The sequence below is a fragment of the Ruegeria sp. AL3 genome, from assembly GCF_056536065.1.
The window spans coordinates 2,060,388-2,081,196 of the sequence record NZ_JBQFJG010000001.1; the positions used below are offsets into that span (position 1 = coordinate 2,060,388).

At 58.7% G+C, this 20,809-nt stretch carries 22 protein-coding genes; 7 read left to right on the forward strand and 15 right to left on the reverse strand.

The genetic code is table 11. The annotated features are described in order from the left end of the window. Positions 1-42: 42 nt before the first annotated feature. The 3 genes from ACR3E6_RS10475 to ACR3E6_RS10485 form a co-directional block, all read right to left on the reverse strand. The gene (locus tag ACR3E6_RS10475) at positions 43-1,824 is read right to left on the reverse strand and encodes an acyl-CoA dehydrogenase C-terminal domain-containing protein (protein ID WP_209833646.1); all 1,782 of its coding nucleotides are present in this window, start codon (positions 1,822-1,824) and stop codon (positions 43-45) included. A 42-nt stretch (positions 1,825-1,866) separates the two neighbouring features. Next, positions 1,867-2,268, reverse strand: a complete 402-nt coding sequence (locus ACR3E6_RS10480) for a MerR family transcriptional regulator (RefSeq protein ID WP_152457424.1) — start codon at positions 2,266-2,268, stop codon at positions 1,867-1,869. Positions 2,269-2,535: 267 nt separating this feature from the next. Beyond that, positions 2,536-2,904 carry a MerR family transcriptional regulator gene (locus tag ACR3E6_RS10485; protein WP_480487030.1) on the reverse strand — a complete coding sequence of 123 codons (369 nt, stop codon included), beginning with the start codon at positions 2,902-2,904 and terminating at the stop codon, positions 2,536-2,538. Positions 2,905-3,019: 115 nt separating this feature from the next. Between ACR3E6_RS10485 and ACR3E6_RS10490 the strand changes: the two genes are divergently transcribed. From ACR3E6_RS10490 to ACR3E6_RS10500, 3 genes are read left to right on the forward strand one after another with little or no spacing between them, the layout of a single operon-like run. Then, positions 3,020-3,439 carry a PaaI family thioesterase gene (locus ACR3E6_RS10490; protein ID WP_170347230.1) on the forward strand — a complete coding sequence of 140 codons (420 nt, stop codon included), beginning with the start codon at positions 3,020-3,022 and terminating at the stop codon, positions 3,437-3,439. Position 3,440: 1 nt separating this feature from the next. Next, the gene (locus ACR3E6_RS10495) at positions 3,441-3,959 is read left to right on the forward strand and encodes a PaaI family thioesterase (protein ID WP_480487033.1); all 519 of its coding nucleotides are present in this window, start codon (positions 3,441-3,443) and stop codon (positions 3,957-3,959) included. 2 nt (positions 3,960-3,961) lie between these two features. Continuing rightward, the gene (locus tag ACR3E6_RS10500) at positions 3,962-5,278 is read left to right on the forward strand and encodes an MATE family efflux transporter (RefSeq protein WP_480487035.1); all 1,317 of its coding nucleotides are present in this window, start codon (positions 3,962-3,964) and stop codon (positions 5,276-5,278) included. On the opposite strand, the gene arsC is transcribed toward ACR3E6_RS10500, so the two are convergent. Genes arsC through ACR3E6_RS10520 form a run of 4 tightly spaced genes read right to left on the reverse strand, consistent with a single transcriptional unit; the run spans position 5,275 to position 7,434 of the window. Continuing rightward, entirely contained in the window at positions 5,275-5,616 is a 342-nt protein-coding gene (arsC, locus tag ACR3E6_RS10505) for an arsenate reductase (glutaredoxin) (RefSeq protein ID WP_480487037.1), read from the reverse strand. The two genes, ACR3E6_RS10500 and arsC, sit on opposite strands and share 4 nt — an antisense overlap. After that, entirely contained in the window at positions 5,613-6,671 is a 1,059-nt protein-coding gene (locus ACR3E6_RS10510; protein WP_480487039.1) for a quinone-dependent dihydroorotate dehydrogenase, read from the reverse strand. The genes arsC and ACR3E6_RS10510 overlap by 4 nt, the downstream gene beginning before the upstream one ends. Beyond that, complete coding sequence (locus tag ACR3E6_RS10515; protein WP_480487041.1) at positions 6,668-7,099, reverse strand: DUF1330 domain-containing protein; 432 nt, start codon at positions 7,097-7,099, stop codon at positions 6,668-6,670. The genes ACR3E6_RS10510 and ACR3E6_RS10515 overlap by 4 nt, the downstream gene beginning before the upstream one ends. Then, on the reverse strand, positions 7,096-7,434 hold the full coding sequence (locus ACR3E6_RS10520; protein ID WP_170347224.1) for a DUF952 domain-containing protein: 339 nt from the start codon (positions 7,432-7,434) through the stop codon (positions 7,096-7,098). Before ACR3E6_RS10520 ends, ACR3E6_RS10515 begins: the two co-directional genes overlap by 4 nt. 107 nt (positions 7,435-7,541) lie before the next feature. Here ACR3E6_RS10520 and ACR3E6_RS10525 point away from each other — a divergent pair, with 107 nt between their 5' ends. Further along, positions 7,542-9,119 carry a bifunctional metallophosphatase/5'-nucleotidase gene (locus ACR3E6_RS10525; protein WP_480487043.1) on the forward strand — a complete coding sequence of 526 codons (1,578 nt, stop codon included), beginning with the start codon at positions 7,542-7,544 and terminating at the stop codon, positions 9,117-9,119. Between the two features lie 62 nt (positions 9,120-9,181). Here ACR3E6_RS10525 and ACR3E6_RS10530 read toward each other — a convergent pair whose 3' ends face one another. Continuing rightward, a complete protein-coding gene (locus ACR3E6_RS10530) occupies positions 9,182-10,405 on the reverse strand; it encodes a tetratricopeptide repeat-containing sulfotransferase family protein (RefSeq protein WP_480487045.1) in 1,224 nt (407 codons plus the stop codon). Between the two features lie 69 nt (positions 10,406-10,474). Between ACR3E6_RS10530 and ACR3E6_RS10535 the strand changes: the two genes are divergently transcribed. From ACR3E6_RS10535 to mnmH, 3 genes are read left to right on the forward strand one after another with little or no spacing between them, the layout of a single operon-like run. Further along, on the forward strand, positions 10,475-10,846 hold the full coding sequence (locus tag ACR3E6_RS10535; RefSeq protein ID WP_480487047.1) for a hypothetical protein: 372 nt from the start codon (positions 10,475-10,477) through the stop codon (positions 10,844-10,846). Between the two features lie 43 nt (positions 10,847-10,889). Then, the gene (locus ACR3E6_RS10540) at positions 10,890-11,555 is read left to right on the forward strand and encodes an SOS response-associated peptidase (protein ID WP_480487049.1); all 666 of its coding nucleotides are present in this window, start codon (positions 10,890-10,892) and stop codon (positions 11,553-11,555) included. A 47-nt stretch (positions 11,556-11,602) separates the two neighbouring features. Then, the gene (gene mnmH, locus ACR3E6_RS10545; RefSeq protein WP_480487051.1) at positions 11,603-12,655 is read left to right on the forward strand and encodes a tRNA 2-selenouridine(34) synthase MnmH; all 1,053 of its coding nucleotides are present in this window, start codon (positions 11,603-11,605) and stop codon (positions 12,653-12,655) included. Here the strand turns inward: mnmH and selD are convergent. The 7 genes from selD to ACR3E6_RS10580 are packed head-to-tail and all read right to left on the reverse strand — an operon-like array spanning position 12,646 to position 20,738. After that, positions 12,646-14,805 carry a selenide, water dikinase SelD gene (selD, locus tag ACR3E6_RS10550; protein ID WP_480487053.1) on the reverse strand — a complete coding sequence of 720 codons (2,160 nt, stop codon included), beginning with the start codon at positions 14,803-14,805 and terminating at the stop codon, positions 12,646-12,648. The genes mnmH and selD overlap by 10 nt on opposite strands. Before the next feature lie 5 nt (positions 14,806-14,810). Continuing rightward, positions 14,811-15,197, reverse strand: coding sequence for a Na+/H+ antiporter subunit G (locus ACR3E6_RS10555; RefSeq protein WP_171633669.1), 387 nt, complete (start codon positions 15,195-15,197; stop codon positions 14,811-14,813). A 7-nt stretch (positions 15,198-15,204) separates the two neighbouring features. Further along, positions 15,205-15,474 carry a K+/H+ antiporter subunit F gene (locus tag ACR3E6_RS10560; protein WP_152457439.1) on the reverse strand — a complete coding sequence of 90 codons (270 nt, stop codon included), beginning with the start codon at positions 15,472-15,474 and terminating at the stop codon, positions 15,205-15,207. Further along, positions 15,471-15,968 carry a Na+/H+ antiporter subunit E gene (locus ACR3E6_RS10565; RefSeq protein ID WP_171633666.1) on the reverse strand — a complete coding sequence of 166 codons (498 nt, stop codon included), beginning with the start codon at positions 15,966-15,968 and terminating at the stop codon, positions 15,471-15,473. The genes ACR3E6_RS10560 and ACR3E6_RS10565 overlap by 4 nt, the downstream gene beginning before the upstream one ends. Further along, entirely contained in the window at positions 15,968-17,512 is a 1,545-nt protein-coding gene (locus tag ACR3E6_RS10570) for a monovalent cation/H+ antiporter subunit D (protein ID WP_480487055.1), read from the reverse strand. Before ACR3E6_RS10570 ends, ACR3E6_RS10565 begins: the two co-directional genes overlap by 1 nt. Continuing rightward, the gene (locus ACR3E6_RS10575) at positions 17,509-17,868 is read right to left on the reverse strand and encodes a Na+/H+ antiporter subunit C (RefSeq protein ID WP_171633661.1); all 360 of its coding nucleotides are present in this window, start codon (positions 17,866-17,868) and stop codon (positions 17,509-17,511) included. The genes ACR3E6_RS10570 and ACR3E6_RS10575 overlap by 4 nt, the downstream gene beginning before the upstream one ends. Next, positions 17,868-20,738, reverse strand: coding sequence for a monovalent cation/H+ antiporter subunit A (locus ACR3E6_RS10580; RefSeq protein ID WP_480487057.1), 2,871 nt, complete (start codon positions 20,736-20,738; stop codon positions 17,868-17,870). The genes ACR3E6_RS10575 and ACR3E6_RS10580 overlap by 1 nt, the downstream gene beginning before the upstream one ends. Positions 20,739-20,809: the final 71 nt, after the last annotated feature.

Here is a 20,809-nt window from a genome sequence, read left to right on the forward strand (position 1 = left end):
CGAAAACCGGCTCCGGGGCGGGGCCCCGGAACCGGAGAAAGATCAGAAGTTTGCAGCCTCCAGCGCCATGACCGTATCTGCGCCAGTTTGAATGCGCGACAGATGCAACGCCGTGGCGGGCAGACGGCGGGCCATGTAGAAGCGGCCGGTGTCGATCTTGGTCTCGTAGAACTCTTTGTCCGACGTGCCACTGTCCAGCGCTTCTTGTGCGGCCTTGGCCATACGGGCCCACATCAGGCCCAGGCAGACATGACCGAACATGTGCATGAAGTCATAGGAACCGGACAGCGCGTTGTTCGGATTTTTCATGCCTTCCTGCATGAAATACATACCAGCCGCCTGCAGATCCTTGGACGCAGCCTTCAGCGGTTCGATGAAGGCTTTGTCATAAGCCTCGTTCTGGCCTGAGTTTTCCTTGCAGAAGGTTTTGACCATGTCGAAGAAGGCCATGACGTGCTTACCGCCATCCTGCGCCAGTTTGCGGCCAACAAGGTCCAACGCCTGTACGCCGTTGGCGCCTTCATAGATCATGGCGATCCGGGCATCGCGGGTGTATTGCGACATGCCCCATTCTTCGATGTAACCATGGCCCCCATAGACCTGCTGCGCCTGAACGGTCATGTCGTAGCCTTCGTCGGTTAGGAAGCCTTTGATGACCGGGGTCAGCAGCGAGATGAGCCCGTCCGCATCCTTGTCTCCTGCACGGTGCGCCTTGTCGATCATGGTCGCGCCCCAAAGGATGAACGCGCGCGCGCCTTCGGTAAAGCTTTTCTGATCCATCAGGTTGCGACGGATATCAGGATGCACGATCAGAGGATCGGCCGGACCATCCGGATTTTTGACACCGGTCACATCGCGCCCCTGCAAACGATCCTTGGCATATTCCAGAGCGTTCTGGTACGCCGCTTCGGCCTGCGACAGGCCCTGCATACCCACACCCAGACGCGCTTCGTTCATCATGGTGAACATGGCGCGCATGCCCTTGTGCTCTTCGCCCAGCAGCCAGCCGGTGGCTTCGTCATAGTTCATGACGCAGGTCGAGTTGCCGTGGATGCCCATTTTCTCTTCGATCTTGCCGACCGAGACGCCGTTGCGTTCGCCCAAAGAGCCGTCTTCGTTGACGATGAACTTGGGGACGATGAACAGCGATACGCCTTTGATACCCTCGGGGCCGCCCGGAATCTTCGCCAACACCAGATGGATGATGTTGTCGGCCATGTCGTGATCGCCAGCCGAGATAAAGATCTTCTGGCCCGAGATTTTGTAGCTGCCGTCGCCCTGCGGTTCCGCTTTGGTGCGCATCAGGCCCAGATCGGTGCCGCAATGCGGTTCGGTCAGGTTCATGGTACCGGTCCATTCACAGCTGACCATTTTGGGCAGGTACTTGTTCTTCTGCTCGTCCGTTCCGTGCGCCAGAATCGCCGAGGCCGCGCCGTGCGTCAGGCCCTGGTACATGGTGAAGGCCTGGTTAGAGCCCGAGAACATCTCACCCACAGCAGTGCCCAGCACATAGGGCATGTTTTGGCCGCCATACTCTTCCGGCATGTCGAGGCCAGTCCAGCCGCCTTCCTTCATCTGCTCGAAGGCTTCCTTGAACCCGGTCGGGGTGTACACAATACCGTTTTCCAACCGGCACCCTTCGGTGTCGCCAACCACGTTCAGCGGATGCAGAACATTGGTGGCAACTTTGCCAGCTTCTTCCAGAACCGCGCCGGTAAACTCGGCTTCCAGTTCGTTATAGCCGGGTATGTCCGACTGCGAGACATGCAGTACGTCGTGCAGGATGAACTGCATGTCTTTGGTTGGCGCGTTGTAAACGGGCATGTGAAGCTCCCTTAATTCATATGTCCGGATGACAGGTCGAGGTTACTCGGCTGCCTTCTTTTCCTGTTTCATCGAGGCGATGACTTTCTCGCCCCAGCGCAACTGCTCTTTCAGATCGTCGATGGCCTGCGTCAGCTCTTCGCGGCGCGCTTCCATGTCCTCCAGACGCTCGCACGCGATTTCATAGGTGCGGGTCATCTGTGTGACCTGCTGGTCGCCGACATGGTACAAATCCAGCAATTGCCGAATTTCTTCCAGGCTGAACCCAAATCGTTTGCCGCGCAGGATCAGTTTGAGCCGCGCCCGATCACGCTTGGTGAACAGACGTTTCTGGCCTTCACGGATCGGGAACAGAAGTTCCTTGGCCTCATAGAACCGCAAGGTGCGTGGCGTGACATCATAGGTCTCGCACATCTCACGGATGGTCATCACATCTTCGGTCATTCGTCATACTCTCGTCACTGGCGTCATGAGATATGAGTTGCGCAGTTGGTACGCGCTTTACAACACGAGAGTGACGTTTACGTAATCCAGACGCTGCGTCATTTCAAAGTTGACGTAACATCCGGTCACGTAAGCACGGTCTGACGCAATTTTCTTTCCGTAGCGTCAAGCGGAATTTCCCGCCAAAGCTGTCGCAATTGCGGAAACACCGCGCATCTGCTTGCGCAGATTCAGGGTGATCAATTCGAATTTTCGGATTGGGGGCGGCTATCCCAAGGACTTGGCCGTCTGGTCGCGCAGACGCTTGAGCTCGTCCATGGCTTCGTCCAGTTGCTGGCGCTGCTGCTGAAGCTCGCTCATCTGGCGATCCGCCATCTCGACGAAGGTGGCCATTTGCGCCTCATTACCCTGATTTTCGTAGATCAAAAGCCATTGGCGGATCTCTTCCAGGGGGAATCCGAACTTGCGGCCGCGCATGATCAGCTTCATCCGCGCGCATTCGCGCGGGCCGTAAAACCGAGACCGACCTTCACGGTCCGGTTGCAAAAGCTCGATGTATTCGTAATAGCGCAGAGTGCGCGGGGTCACGTCGAACTCGGCGCACATCTCTTTGAATGACAAACGGTTGTTGGACATTCCCGATCTCCTTGTCAGCAACCTAGGCGGTCCCGATCCCAAGCGCAACAGGTGGGCTTGCCCTTTGCGGAAACAGCGGCTCATAAAGGACGGGCAGAGAACAGGACGCAAACCTATGGTCGACAAGACAGTTTTAGCCCGCCAGTTTATCGAGGCGATCCCCCACGCGCGGGCATTGAACCTCAAGCTCACGCAGATCGGCGAGGGCGAGGCAGAGATCACGTTGCCCTACAATGAGGATCTGATCGGTGATCCGCGCACAGGGGTGATTCACGGTGGGGCGATTTCCACAATTCTGGACACTTGCTGCGGTGCTGCCGTGATGAGCCACCCCTCGGCCCCCGGCGGGACAGCCACGATCGACCTGCGAATTGACTACATGCGCGCGGCGACACCGGGTCAGACGGTTACGGCGCACGCCGTCTGCTATCACATCACGCGGAACGTGGCTTTTGTACGAGCGACGGCTATGGACGACGACAAAGACCTGCCGGTGGCCACGGCCTCGGGGTCTTTTACGGTTGAGGGGAAATAACATGGCAAGACCTCGTCCCGAACCAATGCAGGTGGTCAAGCAGCGACGCGATGCAGCGTTGCGTGCGCTGGTTGACGGTGTGCCTTACATCCGCTTTCTCAATATTAGCTTCGACCGGCGCGGGGATGAACTGACCGGTGTTCTGAACTTCGATGACAAGTTGATTGGCAACCCGTTCCTGCCTGCGATTCACGGCGGTGTAACCGCGGCATTCCTCGAAGTGACCGCTGTCATTACCCTTAGTTGGGAGCATTTGTTCCCGCGCATCGAAAGTGGCGAGATCGACGGAGCGGCCATTGTGACCGACCCGAATATCCGCTTTCCCAAAACCATCGACTTTACCGTCGACTACCTGCGTTCGGGCCTTCCACGGGATGCATATGCGCGTGCCTTTATCAGCAGATCCGGGCGGCGGTATGCCTCGGTCCGGGTCGAAGCCTGGCAGGACAATCATGCGAAACTGTTTGCGCAGGCTTCCGGGCATTTCCTGATGCCGCAACCCCCCAGAGATCAGAGCTAACCATGCAGGACGCCTCGGCGCCCATTACGCACAGGCGGGTGTTGAAGATCGCGGTGCCGATTGTCCTGTCGAATGCCACCGTGCCCATTCTGGGTGCGGTGGATACGGGCGTGGTCGGGCAGATGGGCGAGGCGGCCCCAATCGGGGCGGTCGGCATCGGCGCTGTGATCCTGTCCACAGTCTATTGGATTTTCGGTTTCCTGCGGATGGGAACCACCGGGATGGCGGCGCAGGCACGCGGGGCAGGCGATATCGTTGAAACCCGGGCGCTGCTGATGCGCGGCCTGATCCTGGGAGGCGCGGCAGGGCTGTTCTTTATCCTTGCGCAAGTGGCCGTGTTTGCGGGTGCGTTCGCGCTTTCCCCGGCAAGCCCCGAAGTCGAAGCCCTGACCCGGTCCTACCTTGAGATTCGCATCTGGGGGGCACCCGCCACCATCGCGTTATATGCCGTTACCGGCTGGCTGATTGCCGTCGAGCGTACGCGCGGCGTGTTCGCCCTTCAGGTCTGGATGAACGGGTTGAATATCGTTCTCGACCTGTGGTTCGTTCTTGGGCTTGGCTGGGGGGTCGAGGGAGTTGCCATTGCCACCCTGATTGCAGAATGGACAGGATTGGCATTGGGGTTATGGCTTTGCCGGGATGGGTTCGCAGACGGAATCTGGCGCGATTGGGCGCGGGTGTTCGATGCTGCCCGGCTGCGGCGCATGTTGCAGGTCAACGGTGATATCATGCTGCGTTCGGTTCTGTTGACCGGATCGTTCACGACATTCCTTTTTGTTGGCTCGGATCTCGGTGACGTGAATCTGGCCGCCAATCAGGTCTTGCTTCAATTTCTTGAAATCACCGCCTTTGCGCTTGATGGTTTTGCCTTTTCCGCCGAAGCGCTGGTCGGAGGCGCAGTCGGGGCCAGAGACAGGTATCAGGTGCGTCGCGCCTCGGTCATGGCCTCGCAATGGGGCGTTGGGGGGGCGCTGTTGCTGGGAACGGTTTTCTTCTTGGCCGGCCCGGCGCTGATCGACCTGATGTCAACTTCACCGCAAGTGCGTGAGGCCGGACGCGAATACCTGTTCTGGGCTGCAATCGCCCCGGTGATCGGAGTGGCAAGCTGGATGTTCGACGGTATCTACATCGGTGCCACCTGGACCCGCGCCATGCGCAACGCGATGATTCAGTCAGTGGCGATCTATGTGGTCGCACTTTTCATACTGGTGCCGAGTTTCGGCAATCACGGCCTGTGGGCCGCGTTGATGGTTCTCAATATTGCACGCGGCGTGACAATGGGCTGGCGCTATCCCAAGCTTGAGGCACAGGTCGCCTAGAGCAGCGTCAACAGGTTTTCCGGCGGACGCCCGATGGCGGCTTTGTCTCCGGCAATTGCCAAAGGCCGCTCGATCAGGATCGGGTTTTCGGCCATGGCACGGATCAGGTCTTCGTCGGGCGAGGTTTTGCTCAGCCCCAATTCCTTGAACCGTTTTTCGCCTGTCCGCATCATTTCGATGGGCGACAGCCCAAGGGCGGATTGCGCAGCGCGCAACTCGTCTATTGACGGCGTGTCTTCCAGGTACTTTCGCACAGAAACCTGCGCACCGTTTTCTTCCAAAAGCGCCAGACCGGCGCGGGATTTGGAACAGCGGGGGTTGTGCCAGTATTCGATCACAGCCAATCCTCTCGTTTGCTGCCGACAGCTTGCGATACGGTGTCAAAACCGTCACGCGCCAGCAAGTCATCCAGCCCTTCGGCGATGTCGGCCGCCAGGGAAATGCCGCCATACACCATCGCGGTATAGAACTGCACAGCCGATGCCCCGGCACAGATCTTGGCATAGGCCTGCTCGGCATTGCTGATGCCGCCCACGCCTATCAGGGGGATATCCCCGTCCGTCAGTTTGCTCAGCCGCGCCAGTACACGGGTGGACTTTTCAAACAATGGGGCGCCCGACAAACCACCGGTTTCGTCTTTGTGTACGCTGCGCAAACCGTCGCGGGACAGGGTGGTGTTGGTGGCGATCACAGCGTCCACCCGGGTTTCGCGGGCGACCTCGGCGATGTCCTGCAACTCCGCCTCGGTGAGATCCGGTGCGATTTTCAGGAAGATCGGCAACGGGCGCGGCAGCGCATCGCGCGTCTCGATCACACCGCTCAAAAGCGCGGTGAGTGCGGCTTTGCCCTGCAAATCCCGCAACTTTTCCGTGTTCGGGGATGACACGTTGACGGTTGCAAAATCCAGATACTCGGCACAATGGGTCAGCACTTTTACAAAGTCGCCGGAGCGGTCTTCGCTGTCCTTGTTCGCCCCCAGATTCAGGCCGATGACCGCGTCTTTGGGGCGGTGTGCCAGCCGTTTGGCCATCACCTCCATGCCTTCGTTGTTGAAGCCAAAGCGGTTGACGGCTGCCCTGTCCTCGGTCAGGCGAAACAGGCGGGGTTTGGGGTTCCCCGGTTGCGGGCGCGGCGTGACCGCCCCGACTTCGACAAAACCGAACCCGGCGCGGGACAGCGGGGTCAGAACCTCGCCGTTTTTGTCGAACCCGGCAGCCAGCCCGACCGGGTTCGGCAGGTTCAGCCCGGCAACGACGGTTTTCAGGCGCGGCGTCGTTACCGGCCCCGGTGCGGGTGCAAGCCCGGACTTCAACGCCTTGATCGACATCCCGTGGGCGGTCTCGGGGTCCATGCGGTGCAGGGCGGCAAGGCCTAGTTTCTCCAACAGTTTCATCCGAACGTCGCCCCGGCTTCACCTGAACCGCATCGGATCAGGCGCGACGTTTCCACCGCCGCCTGACGATGGATCACCGCCGCCCGATAGACCGGGTCAGTGACCATTTCCAGAAATGCATGTGCCGTCGGATAGCGGGCAATGAAAACGACATCCCATGCCTCGTCCGCCGGTCCAATCAGGGTTGCTTTAAACACCCCACGCCAGAGGATGCGCGCCCCGATGCGTTCAATGATCGGAGCGGTTTCAGCCCCGTAGTTCTGATAGGCTTGCGCTCCGGTCAGCCCTGCATTCACCAGCTCATGCGCGGTTGGGTACTGCGCCTTGGCCCGAAACTTCACCAGATTGAGCATTTCGATCGGCATGTCCCGATCCAATGCCTTGAAGGCCTCGAACTGGTCGCGGTCCGGGTCGATGTAAGATGTCATGTCATGTCCTTTGGGAACTGGTGCGCGGTGCCGTCAAAGGGCAGAGGGCGTGACCAGACGACATCGCTCATCCGGATCTGGCGATAAAGGTGCGGGAACAGGGCACCCCCGCGCGAGACCTCCCATTTCAGGTCGTCGCCCATCGCGTCTGCGTCACAGGCCAGCAAAACCAGACCATCGACACCGGCAAAGTGTTTGGCCGCGGTTTCAGCGGCTTGTTCAGCGGTGGAAAAGTGGACAAACCCGTCAGCGACATCAATCGGTGCGCCGTCCGAGGCACCCTGGTTCTGCAAGGCGGCCCACTCTTCGGCTCGGAAAATCTTGTAAATCAGCATACGGACCTGATGCCCCGCGCGGAAGATGGAATCAAGTCGGATTTCTTCTTTGACTCTCTGCCGTCATGCGCGCACGATCACCACAAATAATAACTGGGAGTACCATAATGCAGACCCGAATTTTGACTTCAGTCGCGGTTCTGAGCCTGACCGCCGGAGTTGCGGCAGCCGACTACAAGTTGACAATTTTGCACACCAACGATTTTCATGCTCGTTTCGAGCCGATCAACAAATACGACAGCGGATGCGATGCGGAAGACAATGCCGAAGGGAAGTGCTTTGGTGGATCGGCGCGCCTGGTCACAGCCGTGAAAGACGCACGTGAACGTGCCGACAATTCGATTTTGGTGGATGGCGGCGATCAGTTTCAGGGGTCTCTTTTCTACACGTACTACAAGGGCAAGGTCGCTGCCGAGTTCATGAACAAGCTGGGCTATGATGCCATGACCGTGGGCAATCACGAGTTTGACGACGGCCCGGAAGTGTTGCGTGGCTTTATCGACGCGGTTGATTTCCCGGTCCTGATGTCCAATGCCGATATTCGCGACGAAGAACTTCTGACTGACCACATCAAGAAATCCACCGTGATCGAGGTGGGGGGCGAAAAGATTGGCCTGATCGGGCTGACGCCGATCGATACGCATGAACTTGCGTCGCCCGGTCCCAACGTGACCTTTTCAGACCCGGTGCCCGCGGTTCAGGCCGAGGTCGACAAGCTGACGGGCGAAGGCGTCAACAAGATCATCGTACTCAGCCATTCGGGCTATGGCGTCGATCAGCGTGTCGCGGCTGAGACAAGCGGCGTCGACGTGATCGTTGGCGGCCATTCGAACACCTATCTTTCGAATGCATCGGACAAGGCCGTGGGCCCTTATCCGACGGTGGTCAACGGTGTGCAGATCGTTCAAGCCTATGCCTACGGCAAGTTTCTGGGCGAACTGAACGTCACGTTTGATGATGACGGCAATGTGGTCGAAGCGGTTGGTGAACCCTTGATCATGGACAACACCGTGACCGAGGATCAGGCCGCATTGGATCGGATCGCGGAACTTGCTCAGCCTCTGGATGAAATCCGAAACAAGGTTGTCGCCAGCGCGGCCGAGGCCATCGAGGGGGATCGCTCTGTATGTCGCGTACAGGAATGCCAGATGGGCAATCTTGTTGCCGATGCGATGCTGGCGCGGGTTGCCGATCAGGGCGTTCAGATTGCCATCGCGAACTCGGGTGGTTTGCGGGCGTCTATCGACCCCGGAGACGTGACCATGGGCGAAGTGCTGACCGTGCTGCCGTTCCAGAACACGCTGTCCACTTTTGAGATCACCGGGCAGACCGTTATTGACGCGCTGGAAAACGGCGTAAGCCAGGTGGAAGAGGTCAAGGGCCGGTTCCCGCAAGTGGCAGGCCTGCGCTTTACCTGGGATCCCAGCGTAGCGCCGAACGAAGGGCGTATCATTGATGTGATGGTCGCCGAGGGTGATGGGTTCGTTCCGATCGACCCGAACAAAACCTACCTGGCCGTAACCAACAACTACGTCCGCAATGGCGGCGATGGGTATTCAATGTTCGAGGGCGACGACAAGAACGCCTATGACTTCGGTCCGGATCTTGCGGATGTAACCGCGGAATATCTGGCCGAAAACGCGCCGTACCAGCCTTATGTCGACGGACGCATCCAGCAGAAGTGACTCTGTTTTTTGAAAAGAACAAAAGCCGCGTCACCATGATGCGGCTTTTCTTTTATTGCGGATCAACTGAAATCGTATTCCGGCCAAAGTTCCGGGTCAAAGCCATCCAGCATCGGTTTGATCTGATCCGCGACCTCGCGCCAGCGTCCGATTGACTTGGTCGAGATCTTGTTGCGCACCTGATCCACGCTGGCCGTTCGCACCTGTCTGGTGTTCTTTTCGGGATGTACCATGGATTGGCACCACTCAATACCGCAAAACTCGGCAACGCGCTGGCTGTGGGTCAGGGGGTCCGCCACCAGTTCTTCATAGGGCATTGTCAGAATGCGGTTTCCGAACAGCTTATCCCAATGAGACATGTAACGGCGATACAGATTTGCGGTATGCGCGATCGCTTCAAGGTTGGATGTGTCGTTCATGCCATCTGCTAGGAACCGCTGGATCCATTTTGACAAACCGACATCGCGTGGATCCCGCAACATGTTGATGATCCGGGCATTCGGGAAGGCTGCAAGAATGAAGCCGACATTTTGATAGTTGTGCGGCATCTTGTCGACAAAGGCGATTGAATCCGCCGGAATCCCAGGCATCTGGTCCAGGTAGCTTTGGGCAATCGCCTTCGCGGCTTCTGAATCGAGCGACGTGCCAGACGAATAAAACTTGGCGGAAAGGTCGGTCATCAGCATTAGCTCGCCGCAACCGGCGATACCGGGCGCAGAGCTCAGCATCATCTCCATCAAAGTGGTTCCGGATCGCGGCTGACCGATAACAAAAATTGGTACCGGCAAACTGTTTTGCTCTGCACTGACCCCAGGCGACCCTTCAGGGAACAGGTTCAGAATATCGGATATTTTATTCTCTTCGATTTCGGGGTCGTAGGGCAGAATACTCTGTTGGATTGCGTTTGCCTTTGCAAATTGCGGCAACGCCTTGGCCAAGCCTTCGCTTTTTTCGATCAGATGTGCTTTGGCAAACTCGAGCTCTTGCAATGGTTGATCTGTCTGAGCGATGGCCTCGTTCAACGCAGGGATCATCTGCGGCACGTTTTCCGGTGCGGTCAATATTGCGGATTGCAACAGGGCATTCGGGTTGTGGGGATCGGTTTCCAGTATGTTTTGCAGAACTTTGATCGCTTGGGCTCTGTCACCGGCCTGATGCAGATTGATGGCCGTTTGCAATGCAATCGTTGTGTTCTTTGGTGCCAACTCGTACGCGCGTTGGATATCCCGCGTGCTTTCCTCGACAAAACCGATGCTTTGGAAGGCGCGGGCACGCTTTGAAAGCAACTCCGCGTTGTCCGGATCTGACGCCAGTTTGTGTGTTGTGAACTGGATGATGGATCGCCAGTTTTCCCCTTGGCGCTGAATTTCGTCGATGACTCTGGTGAGTTCCCGATTGTTTGGAAATCGTTCAATCTTTTTCTCTGCGTAGGTCAATGCCTGCACAATTTGCCCTGTTTGCATCAAGGCGTTAGCCAGATTCTCGGCAAATTGTGGATCATCGGGCTTCATCCGCGAGGCTTCAATGAAATGCGGAATGGATTTCCTGTACTGCTTCATTTCGGTCAAAACGAAACCGGCGATGGCTTAGTAGTCAGCGTCCTTTGGGAATTTCTTGATACCCAGCTGGGCCTTTTTCAGCGCCTGTGGCAGCTTGCCCGCATCCAAAAGGGCCATTGCTTTGCTCTTGAGGGATTGCGTTATTTGGTTTTCCATATGACCCCGTAAGATCCTGTGCCAGTATCAATGTAGCATCGGTGGTTCATTACCCATGTGCGGACGGTTTGCAATAACTCTTCCCAATGACGCGATGGCGCAGCTGTTTTCCGCGCGCCCGGCGAACGCATTGCCAACCGTGCCGAACTTCAATGTTTGTCCGACAAATCAGGTGCATGTGGTTCGGGGTGGTGCCTCAGGTCGGCGTCTGGATGCGCTGCGCTGGGGGTTTTTGCCGCATTGGTACAAGACGGAAACCGCCGGGCCTTTGCTGATCAACGCCCGTGCCGAGACTTTGGCGGAAAAGCCTGCCTTTCGCGATGCCTGCCGGTCGCGTCGCTGTCTGATTGTCGCAACAGGGTTCTACGAATGGACCAAGACGGACGAGGGAAAGCGCTTGCCCTGGTACATCCATCGCAGGGACGGCGCCCCCACTGCCTTTGCGGGGATCTGGCAGGACTGGGGGGCGGATGAAAACCGTCAGAGCACCTGTGCCATCGTGACGACGGCGGCCAACGAAAACCTTGGCACCATCCATCACCGGATGCCCCTGATCCTCGAACCCGAGCATTGGTCATTGTGGTTGGGAGAAGCGGGAAAGGGCGCTGCTCGTCTGATGCAGCCGGGGGCAGAGGATGTGCTGACGTTTCATCGCGTTGATCCGGTCGTGAACTCGAACCGGGCCAGCGGACCTGATCTGATCAAGCCTTTGCACGAGTGAGGGCGTGCGGCCTTTTCTTTGCAAACGCGGCAAGCTAGACCTTCGGCATGGCCCTGACCTTTTCTGATCTGACACAGCTTTATGCGCATGGTTTTGACACGGTCATCGATGTGCGCAGCCCGGCAGAGTTCGCTGAAGATCATCTGCCAGGCGCGATCAACCTGCCGGTTCTGAACAACGAGGAACGCGCCCGTGTCGGGAGCATGTATGTACAGGAGAGCCCGTTTCTGGCGCGTAAACTCGGGGCCGCTCTGGTGTTCCGCAATGCGGCCAACCACATCGAGCAACATCTAAGCCACCACGAAGGAAGCTGGCGCCCTCTGGTCTATTGCTGGCGCGGCGGACAGCGTTCCGGGTCGTTCACATGGATGCTGCAACAAATCGGCTGGCGCGCGGATGTAATCGAGGGCGGCTATCGCACCTACCGCAGGCTGGTGAATGCGTATTTGTACGATGATCCGTTGCCCCATCGGTTGGTGGCGCTGGATGGCTATACCGGAACGGCCAAGACAGAATTGCTGGCACTTTTGCAGTCACGCGGAGTGCAGGTTCTTGACCTCGAAGCACTGGCCAATCACCGGGGTTCCCTGCTGGGGGAAAGGCCGGGCGGCCAGCCCAGCCAGAAAGCTTTTGAATCGGCCCTGGCAGGGGCGCTTTGTGCGATGGATACGGCGCGCCCGGTCGTCATCGAAGCGGAATCGTCCAAGATCGGCAGCCTGATATTGCCGCCCAGCCTGTGGAACGCTTTGTGTTCAGCCCCACGGGTGAACATCACGGCTCCGCTCGAGGCGCGCGCCGCCTATCTCGTTCAGGCCTACGACGACATCCTGTCTGACGGCGACCGTTTGCGGGACCGGTTGTCGCCGCTGCGCTTTCATCGCGGGCACGAGGTCGTGGATGGTTGGATGCAGCTGATCGAAGCAGGTCAAAAACAGGTGCTGACCCAGGCCCTGATGGAGCAGCATTACGACCCGGCATACGCAAAGTCGCGGCGGTCCCGTTCCGTCGAGGTTCTGGCCGATATTGAGATCGCCCTTCTGAACGATGCCGGCCTGAGCGAGGCGGCCACCCGGATCGAAACCCTGCTGGATCAGTCCTGAAGGCGCAGTCCCGGTGCATCGGTGAGCTCGCCGATTGCCATGGCCGGATATCCGGAGTTCCTGAGGTCTTCCAGGACGGTATCGGCATCCTTTGCCGCCACTGCGGCCAGCAGGCCGCCTGCTGTCTGCGGGTCGAATATCAGGGCGGCTTTGCCCTCGGCGGGCAGGGCAGGTGCTATTGCCCGGTTGTCTGCAAAAAGGGTTGATCGAACACCCCGGTCCGTCAGTTCCTGCGCGCCATCCATCAACTCCACGGCATCCAGATCCATCGTGGCCCCGCATCCGGAAGCGTCGCAGATACCTTGCAGATGTCCGGCCAGACCAAACCCGGTCACGTCGGTCATCGCATGGGCCCCGGCCAATATGCGGGCCGCCTTTCCCTGCGGCTGCGCCATGTGCCGGTAGGCTGCGGCGACCCAGGCACCATTGGCCTGGCCTGCCATCTCGGCCGCCATAAGAACGCCGCTTCCTATGGGTTTGGTCAGGATTAGACAGTCGCCCGGTTGCCCGCCGGCCAGTGTTATCGGGTCGCCGTCGCACAGGCCGGTCAGTGTGAATCCGATTGTCATCTCGTCACCCATGGAACTGTGCCCGCCCACGATATCGGCACCGGCGTCCCGCATGACGTCTCCTGCGATCGACATGATTTCCGACATGGTACGGCGTTGCAGGGCAGCAGACATGCGCGGAAGGATGATCGTTGCCGTAGCCGCCTGAGGTGCGGCCCCCATGGCCCACACATCCCCCAGGGCATGTACAGCGGCGATGCGCGCCATAAGTGCGGGATCATTGGTAAAAGCCCGCAGGTGATCTGATGTCATGACCTGCCGAACCCCGCCCGTCTGAAGCAGAGCCGCGTCGTCGCCGGGCAGGGGGATGATATCCGGGCGAACGGGATCGGGCTGCGATTTCAGCGCCACCTGCAATGCTCCGCGCCCGACCTTGGCACCGCATCCGCCACACATCGGTTTTTCACCCAGCGCCTCGACAAGCCCGGCGGCATGTGCGCGCGGCAGCGCGGGGGGCTTCATCTGCGGCAGGTCCCGGAACTTGTTCATGAAAGTCTGGTCGATGTGGTTCTTCCATTTCCACATCATCGCTCCGCTGTGGGACAACCCCAACCGCTCGCCCAGCGCTGATTTGCCGCCCAGCGAAATCAGCTTCAGGTAATCTTTCTGCGGGATGTACTTGCGCATCCGTCCAGCCCCCAGCGCCGCGCGCAGATTGTCGAACAGAACCGGTGCTTCGCGCACTGCATAAACACCGGCTTTGGGTCTGGGATTGTCCGTAAGATGGGCGCAATCACCGGCGGCAAAAACCACGGGATCGCTGGATTGCAGGTAGCTGTTTACCCGGATGAAGCCATCCTCAATGTCCAGCCCGGTCTTTTCGATCCAGCCATAGGGGCGGGCTCCGGCCGCACCAGTCACGAAACCGGCCGGGATCTTGCGCCCATCCCGCAATGCGACGTGATCCGAAGCGATCCGGCTGATCGCGGCGTTTTCGATCACCTCTACACCAAGATCCTGCATCGCACGGCGGATCGTCTCTGCCGCTATGGGTTTGGTGGCCGTCAGGGCAAAGGCATTGTCGATCAGCGTAACCTGCGCTGACCGACCCTTGGCCCTGAGCGCATGAGCCATCGCCATGACCAGTTCAACCCCGGCGATTCCACCGCCGATCACGACGACCGAGGCAGGGCCGTTGCCCGCCAGATAAGCAGCCCATTCTGCCGCGAATGGCCCCAGTGGTTTGGCCGGTACGGCATGTTCCGCAAAGCCGGGCATTGCGGGCATCTCCGAAGTGATCCCAACATTGATCGATGCCACATCGAAACCCACGGGAGGACGCCCGGGAACATGGATTTCCTGACGTTCGGTATCGATTCCATCGACCGCGCCCAGAATGACGCGTGCGCCTGCGAAGCGGGCCAGTCTGACCAGATCGATGTCCAGCCGCCACCGGTCATAATGCCCGGCGACATAGCCTGGCAGCATTCCGGAATACGGGGCCGTCGGGCCGGGGTTTATCACGGTCACACGCGCCCCAGGCAACGGGTCCATCCCCCATTTGCGCAGCAGCAGCGCGTGGGTGTGGCCTCCGCCAACAAGAACCAGATCGCGGGTCAGGGGCAGCGGAGGAATATGCATCGGTTTCAATTCGCGCTATGATCCGGAACGTCTTCGACCTGCTCGACGGCGTGGGTGGCCCAAAGTTCATCCTCGCCGGCATCCGGCAGGTCTTCGGGTTTTTCATGCCGGTGTATGTGCCATTTTGCAATGAACAGGGCCGTGATCGGAGCGGTCAGGAACAGGAACAGAGTGATCAGCAGCTCGTGCAGGGACAGCTTTCCTTCCAGAAGAACAGAATGCACGATCGAAGCCAGAAGCACGCCGCCCACCCCCAAGGTCGTTGCCTTGGTCGGGGCGTGCAGGCGGGACATTGGGTCATTCAGCTTGATCATGCCAAAAGACCCGACAAAGCCGAAGATACCCGAGACGATCAGGAAAAAGGCGATCAGCAGTTCCACGATGAATGTCATCCCGCCCTCATTCGATAATGTTGCCGCGCAACATGAAGCGCGCATAGGCCACGGTGGAAACAAAACCGAGCATGGCAATGATCATGGCGGCCTCGAAAAAGATCTCGGTCCCCTGATCCAACCCATATAGGATCATCAGGGCGATTGTGTTGATTACCATAGTGTCCAAGGCCAGAACCCGGGTGCCGACCCCGTCAGCGGTGATGATACGCCACAGACACATCATGATCGCCGCACCGAAACAGGCAAATGCAAAATAAATCGCGTAGTCGATCATTCGAAAATCTCCTTCAGGCGACGTTCATAGCGCTGTTTGATCTGGTCCCGCACGGCCTCGGGGTCGGGGGCATCAAGACAGTGCACCAGCAGATTATGCCCCTGAGCTGACAAATCACAACTGACGGTGCCCGGAGTCATCGTGATGGTGCCCGCAAGAACCGTGATCGCTTCGGGTGTGCGCAGCTCAAGCGGGACACAGACCCAGTTGGGCTGGCGGTTGTCATTGCGTTTGAACAGGATGATCCGGGCCACCGTCACGTTCGCAACCACGATATCCCAAAGCACCACCAGCATGTATTCCACAACCATTGGCCAGTTGCGAAGTTTGGGACGATCCGGCCAGTAGGGTTGTGTGACGAATGGAATGATGATCCCGAGGATCAGGCCAAAGATCAAAGAATTCAGCGAAGGCTTGTTCGCCAGCAGAATCCAGACAAGCGTCAGCAAAATCGTCAGGTGAGGGTGCGGGAAAATTCGGCGCAGCAGTTTCATCACTCTTCCCTTCCCAAGACGGCAGAAATGTAGTTTTCAGGGGTAAACAACTGCTCTGCGGTTTTGCTCGTGTACTCCAGGGCCGGACCCGCGAACAGGGTCAGCAGGACCAGACCTGCCACGGCCCCGAACACAGCCGTAAAAGCAAGGCCGGGTTGCGGTTCGGGGGCGGCGGCGGCAGACGCGTTTTCTCCTTCGGCGGTTTCATCGGTTGTGACAACCTCAGCGTCGTAGCTTTTCCAGAAGATCAGCGTCCCGGCACGGGCCAGCCCGACGATGGTGACGAATGATCCAATCAGGATAACGGCCCAGACCGTGGTGGCATCGGATGCATCGCGCGAAGCGTCCAGAACCAAAAGCTTGCCAACAAAGCCGGACAGCGGCGGCATTCCAGCCATCGCAATGGCGCCGACAAAGAACAGGGCGGCAATCAACCCGCTTTGCGGCATCGGCGGCTTGGGGGCTATGGCCCCTCCCTGCCGTTCTACGATCAGGTCAGCAATGAGGAACAGCAACGCGGTCGCAAGTGTCGAATGGAACACGTAATAAAGGGCGGCTGCCGTCGCGCCGGGCGTGAACTGTGAAATCGCGATCAGCAAAGTACCCATGGACGCGATGGCGCAAAAGGCAACCATGCGGGCAATATGCTGCGAACCCAGAATGCCGATGGCACCGACGGCAAGCGTCAGCAGCGCCGCGGGTTGCAACCAATCGCCAACCAGACCCTGCGTGACTTCGACGTCGGGACCGAAGGCCAGAGTGTACATTCGCAGGATCGAATAGGCTCCTACCTTGGTCATGATTGCAAACAGGGCCGCAACCGGCAGCGGGGCGTTGGCATAGCTGGCGGGCAGCCAGAAGTGCAGCGGCAGAACGGCAGCCTTGATGCAGAAGACCAGCAGCAACAACACCGCACCAACCCGCAACAATGCGGTATCTTCGGCTGGGATCTCCGCAACGCGCACGGCGATGTCCGCCATGTTCAGCGTTCCGGTCACGCCATAGATCGTGCCAAGGGCAAACAGAAACAGGGTCGACCCCAACAGGTTATACGCCACATACTGCACACCCGCTTTCAACCGTACCGCGCCACCGCCATGGGTCATAAGGCCGTAAGACGCGATCAGCAGCACCTCGAAGAACACGAAAAGGTTGAAGGCGTCGCCGGTCAGGAAGGCGCCACAGACGCCCATGAGCTGGAAATGAAACAGCGCGTGGAAATGCTTGCCCCGGTCATCCCAGCCCGAGGCGATGGCATAAAGCACGATCGGCAGGGCCAGCAGGGCGGTCAGCAGAACCATCATTGCGGACATGCGATCCAGCACCATAACGATGCCAAAGGGGGCGGGCCAGTCGCCAAGCTCGTACACCTGAATGTCCCCGCCCGAGGCCTGAGCCGTGATTGTCAGCGCAATCCCAAGCAAAGCCACGACACCCGCGACCGAGAAGATACGTTGCAGGTCCAGATGGTATCGCAGGACCATGATGATGAAAGGGGCCAGAATCGCGGGCAGGACGATCGGCGCAACGATCCAGTGGTTCATGCGTCATCTCCCGGCGCGTCAACACTGTCCTGGGCGGTCATGTCGATATGGTCATTCTTGGCGGACAGGTATGCGCTGAGCGAGATCATCACGATCACGGCGGTCATCCCGAACGAGATCACGATGGCCGTCAGGACCAACGCCTGTGGAAGTGGGTCGGTATAGGGCACGTCCTTGTACTTGTTCAGAACCGCAGGCGCGTTCAGCGCCAGTCGTCCGGTCGCGAACAGGAAAACGTTCACCGCGTATGTGATCAGAGACAGGCCCAGAATGACCGGAAACGTTCGGCGGCGCAGGATCAGGAAGATCCCGGCGGCGGTCATGATACCGACGGCAGAGGCTACGAGCGCTTCCATCAAGCCTGCTCCTTCTCTTGTTGCTCTTCCGGTGGGTTGTCTCGCAGGGGATTGATATCCATCGGGAATTCCTGTGCCATCCCCGGTTGCCACGCAAAGCGGGACAGGCTGTCCAATGCCAGCATGACCGCACCCAGAACCGCCAGGAATACGCCTGTATCAAACAGCATGGCGGTGGCCCATTCGAATTCCTCAAGCGGAGGCCAGTTGATGTAGCCGAAATCGCTGGTCAGGAAGGGGCGTTCGTTGAACCACGCGCCCAACCCGGTTGCCGCAGCGATCAGAACACCCCAGCCGATGGTGCCGTGGTAATAGAACCTCTGCCGCTCGATGGCCCAGGTATAGCCGCTGGCCATGTATTGCATCAGATAAGCGATGGCGACGATCAGGCCGGCAATAAAGCCTCCGCCGGGCTGGTTGTGCCCGCGGAAAAAGATATACGCCCCGACCATCAGTGCGATCGGCATCATGACGCGGGTGACCACAACCATCATCAGCGGATGCGAATCCCCGGATTGCGGCCAATGCGGTTTGCGGTTCAGCAGGTAACTGCGGACATTTGTACCGAGAACGGATTCCGTCAGCGCAAAGATGATCAGCGCGGCGATGCCCAGAACGATGATCTCGCCAAAGGTATCAAAACCCCGGAAGTCGACGAGGATCACATTGACCACATTGGTGCCGCCGCCGCCTTTGTAGGAATTGGCCAGATGGAACTCTGAAATCGTCGGGAACGCGAAATCGCGCATCATCATCGCGTAGATCAGCGCACCGGTGCCAAGGCCCGCGACCACGGAAATCGCCGCGTCCCGCCAGCGCCGCGCCGCTGAACTGTCCCAGGGCGTTTCGGTCGGCAGGAAGTTCAGCGACAGCAACAAAAGGATCATTGTCACCACCTCGACCGAGATTTGCGTCAAGGCAAGGTCCGGGGCCGAGAGATAGTTGAAGGCAATCGAAACGATCAGGCCGACGACACCGATCAATACCAGTGACAAAAGACGATTCCGGTGGAACCACATAATGCCCAGCGTCGCACCCACAAGGCAGATCCAGCCAATGATCGGAATGATCTGAGCCGGCAGCGGAACGCGGGTTTCAATGCCGATGGTTCCGGTCGAATACGCATAATAGCCCAGGCCAACGGTAAAGGCGACAAAGATGATCGCATAGCGGCTGAGGACCCCGTTGTGCATCTCATCGGTGATCCAGCGGCTCAGCCTGGTCAGCGCTTCTATTTTTGTTTCAAAGATCTGCTTGGCTTCGGGGCGGGGCAGGGCGTTCCAGATCCGCTCACCTCGTCTGTGCAACGCCAGCAGGAATAGACCGCCCAGCGTGGCCACGACCGACATGTAAAGCGCCGGTGTGAAGCCATGCCAGAGTTTCAGCGAGTAATACGGAAGCTTCTCGCCGCCGATCACCGCGCTGGACACTACTGCGACCAATGGGCCGACAATGGTCGCGGAATAAAGGCCGATCAGAATGACAAGTACGACCAGGAAAGCGGGCGCAATCCACAACCCAACGGGCGGATCATGCGGATGTGCCGGATAATCTTCCCGTTGTGGTCCAAGAAAGACGTGGCTGACGAAGCGGAAGGAATACGCGGCCGAGAACAACGCAGCCAACAGCGCCAGCCCCGGCACCAGGTAATGAGAGTGCATCCATGTGGTGTGCACGGTTTCCTCAAGCATCATTTCTTTGGACAGGAAACCGTTCAGAGGCGGCAGCCCGGCCATCGAGAGGGCGGCAATCGTGCCGATTGTGAAGGTGATCGGCATCAGGTGGCGCAAGCCACCCAGTCTTTTGATATCGCGCGTGCCGGTTTCGTGATCCACGATCCCGGCGGTCATGAACAAGGCGGCTTTGAACGTTGCATGGTTGATGATGTGAAACACGGCAGCGACGGCTGCAATCTTTGTGCCAAAGCCCAGCAGCATGGTGATGAGGCCCAGATGCGAAACGGTCGAAAACGCCAGCAGCGCCTTAAGGTCGTCCTTGAACAACGCGATAGACGCGCCAATCAGCATGGTGACCAGCCCCGTGGTGGCGACGATATAGAACCACGCATCCGTGCCTGCCAGAACCGGCCACATCCGTGCCATCAGGAACAGGCCCGCTTTCACCATGGTGGCAGAGTGCAGATAGGCTGAAACCGGTGTCGGCGCGGCCATGGCGTGCGGCAGCCAGAAATGAAACGGGAACTGCGCCGACTTGGTAAAACAGCCCAGCAGGATCAGGATCAGCGCAGGCATGTAGTAGGGTGAGGCCTGGATCAGTTCTTTGTTCTGCAAAATGACGCTGAGATCGTAAGACCCCACGATATTGCCGAGGATCAGCATCCCGGCGATCATCGCCAAGCCGCCAGAGCCGGTGACGGCCAAGGCCATGCGCGCGCCCTGCCGACCTTCGGGAAGGTGCTTCCAATAGCCGATCAGCAGGAATGAGCTGAGCGATGTAAGCTCCCAGAAAACAATCAAAAGCAGGATATTGTCGGACAGGACAATACCAACCATCGCCCCCTGAAACAGCAGCAGGTAGGTATAGAACTGCCCCATCGGATCTTCGCGCGACAGGTAGAACCGTGCGTAGAGAATGATGAGCAATCCAATGACGAGGATCAGCAATGCGAACAAAAATGCCAGGCCGTCCAGCATGAAGTTCGCGTTCAGCCCCAGCCCCGGTATCCAGTCGAACCGGGCGGTCACGACGTCTCCGCGCATCACCGCAGGGGCATGGATCAACAGGCCCATCAGGGCCAGGAATGTGGTTAACCCGGCGGCGGAGGCGGCTGCGTTCCGACCTGCCCGGATCAGCAGGGCAGGAAAAACAGCGCCGAGGAAGGGAAGGGCCGCGATAAGGAATAGGGACAAGTGCGATACTCCGGTCTGGGCGGTCAGTGTGAAGCCAATTTTGTAAGGATATTTTCCCGACTGTCCAGATA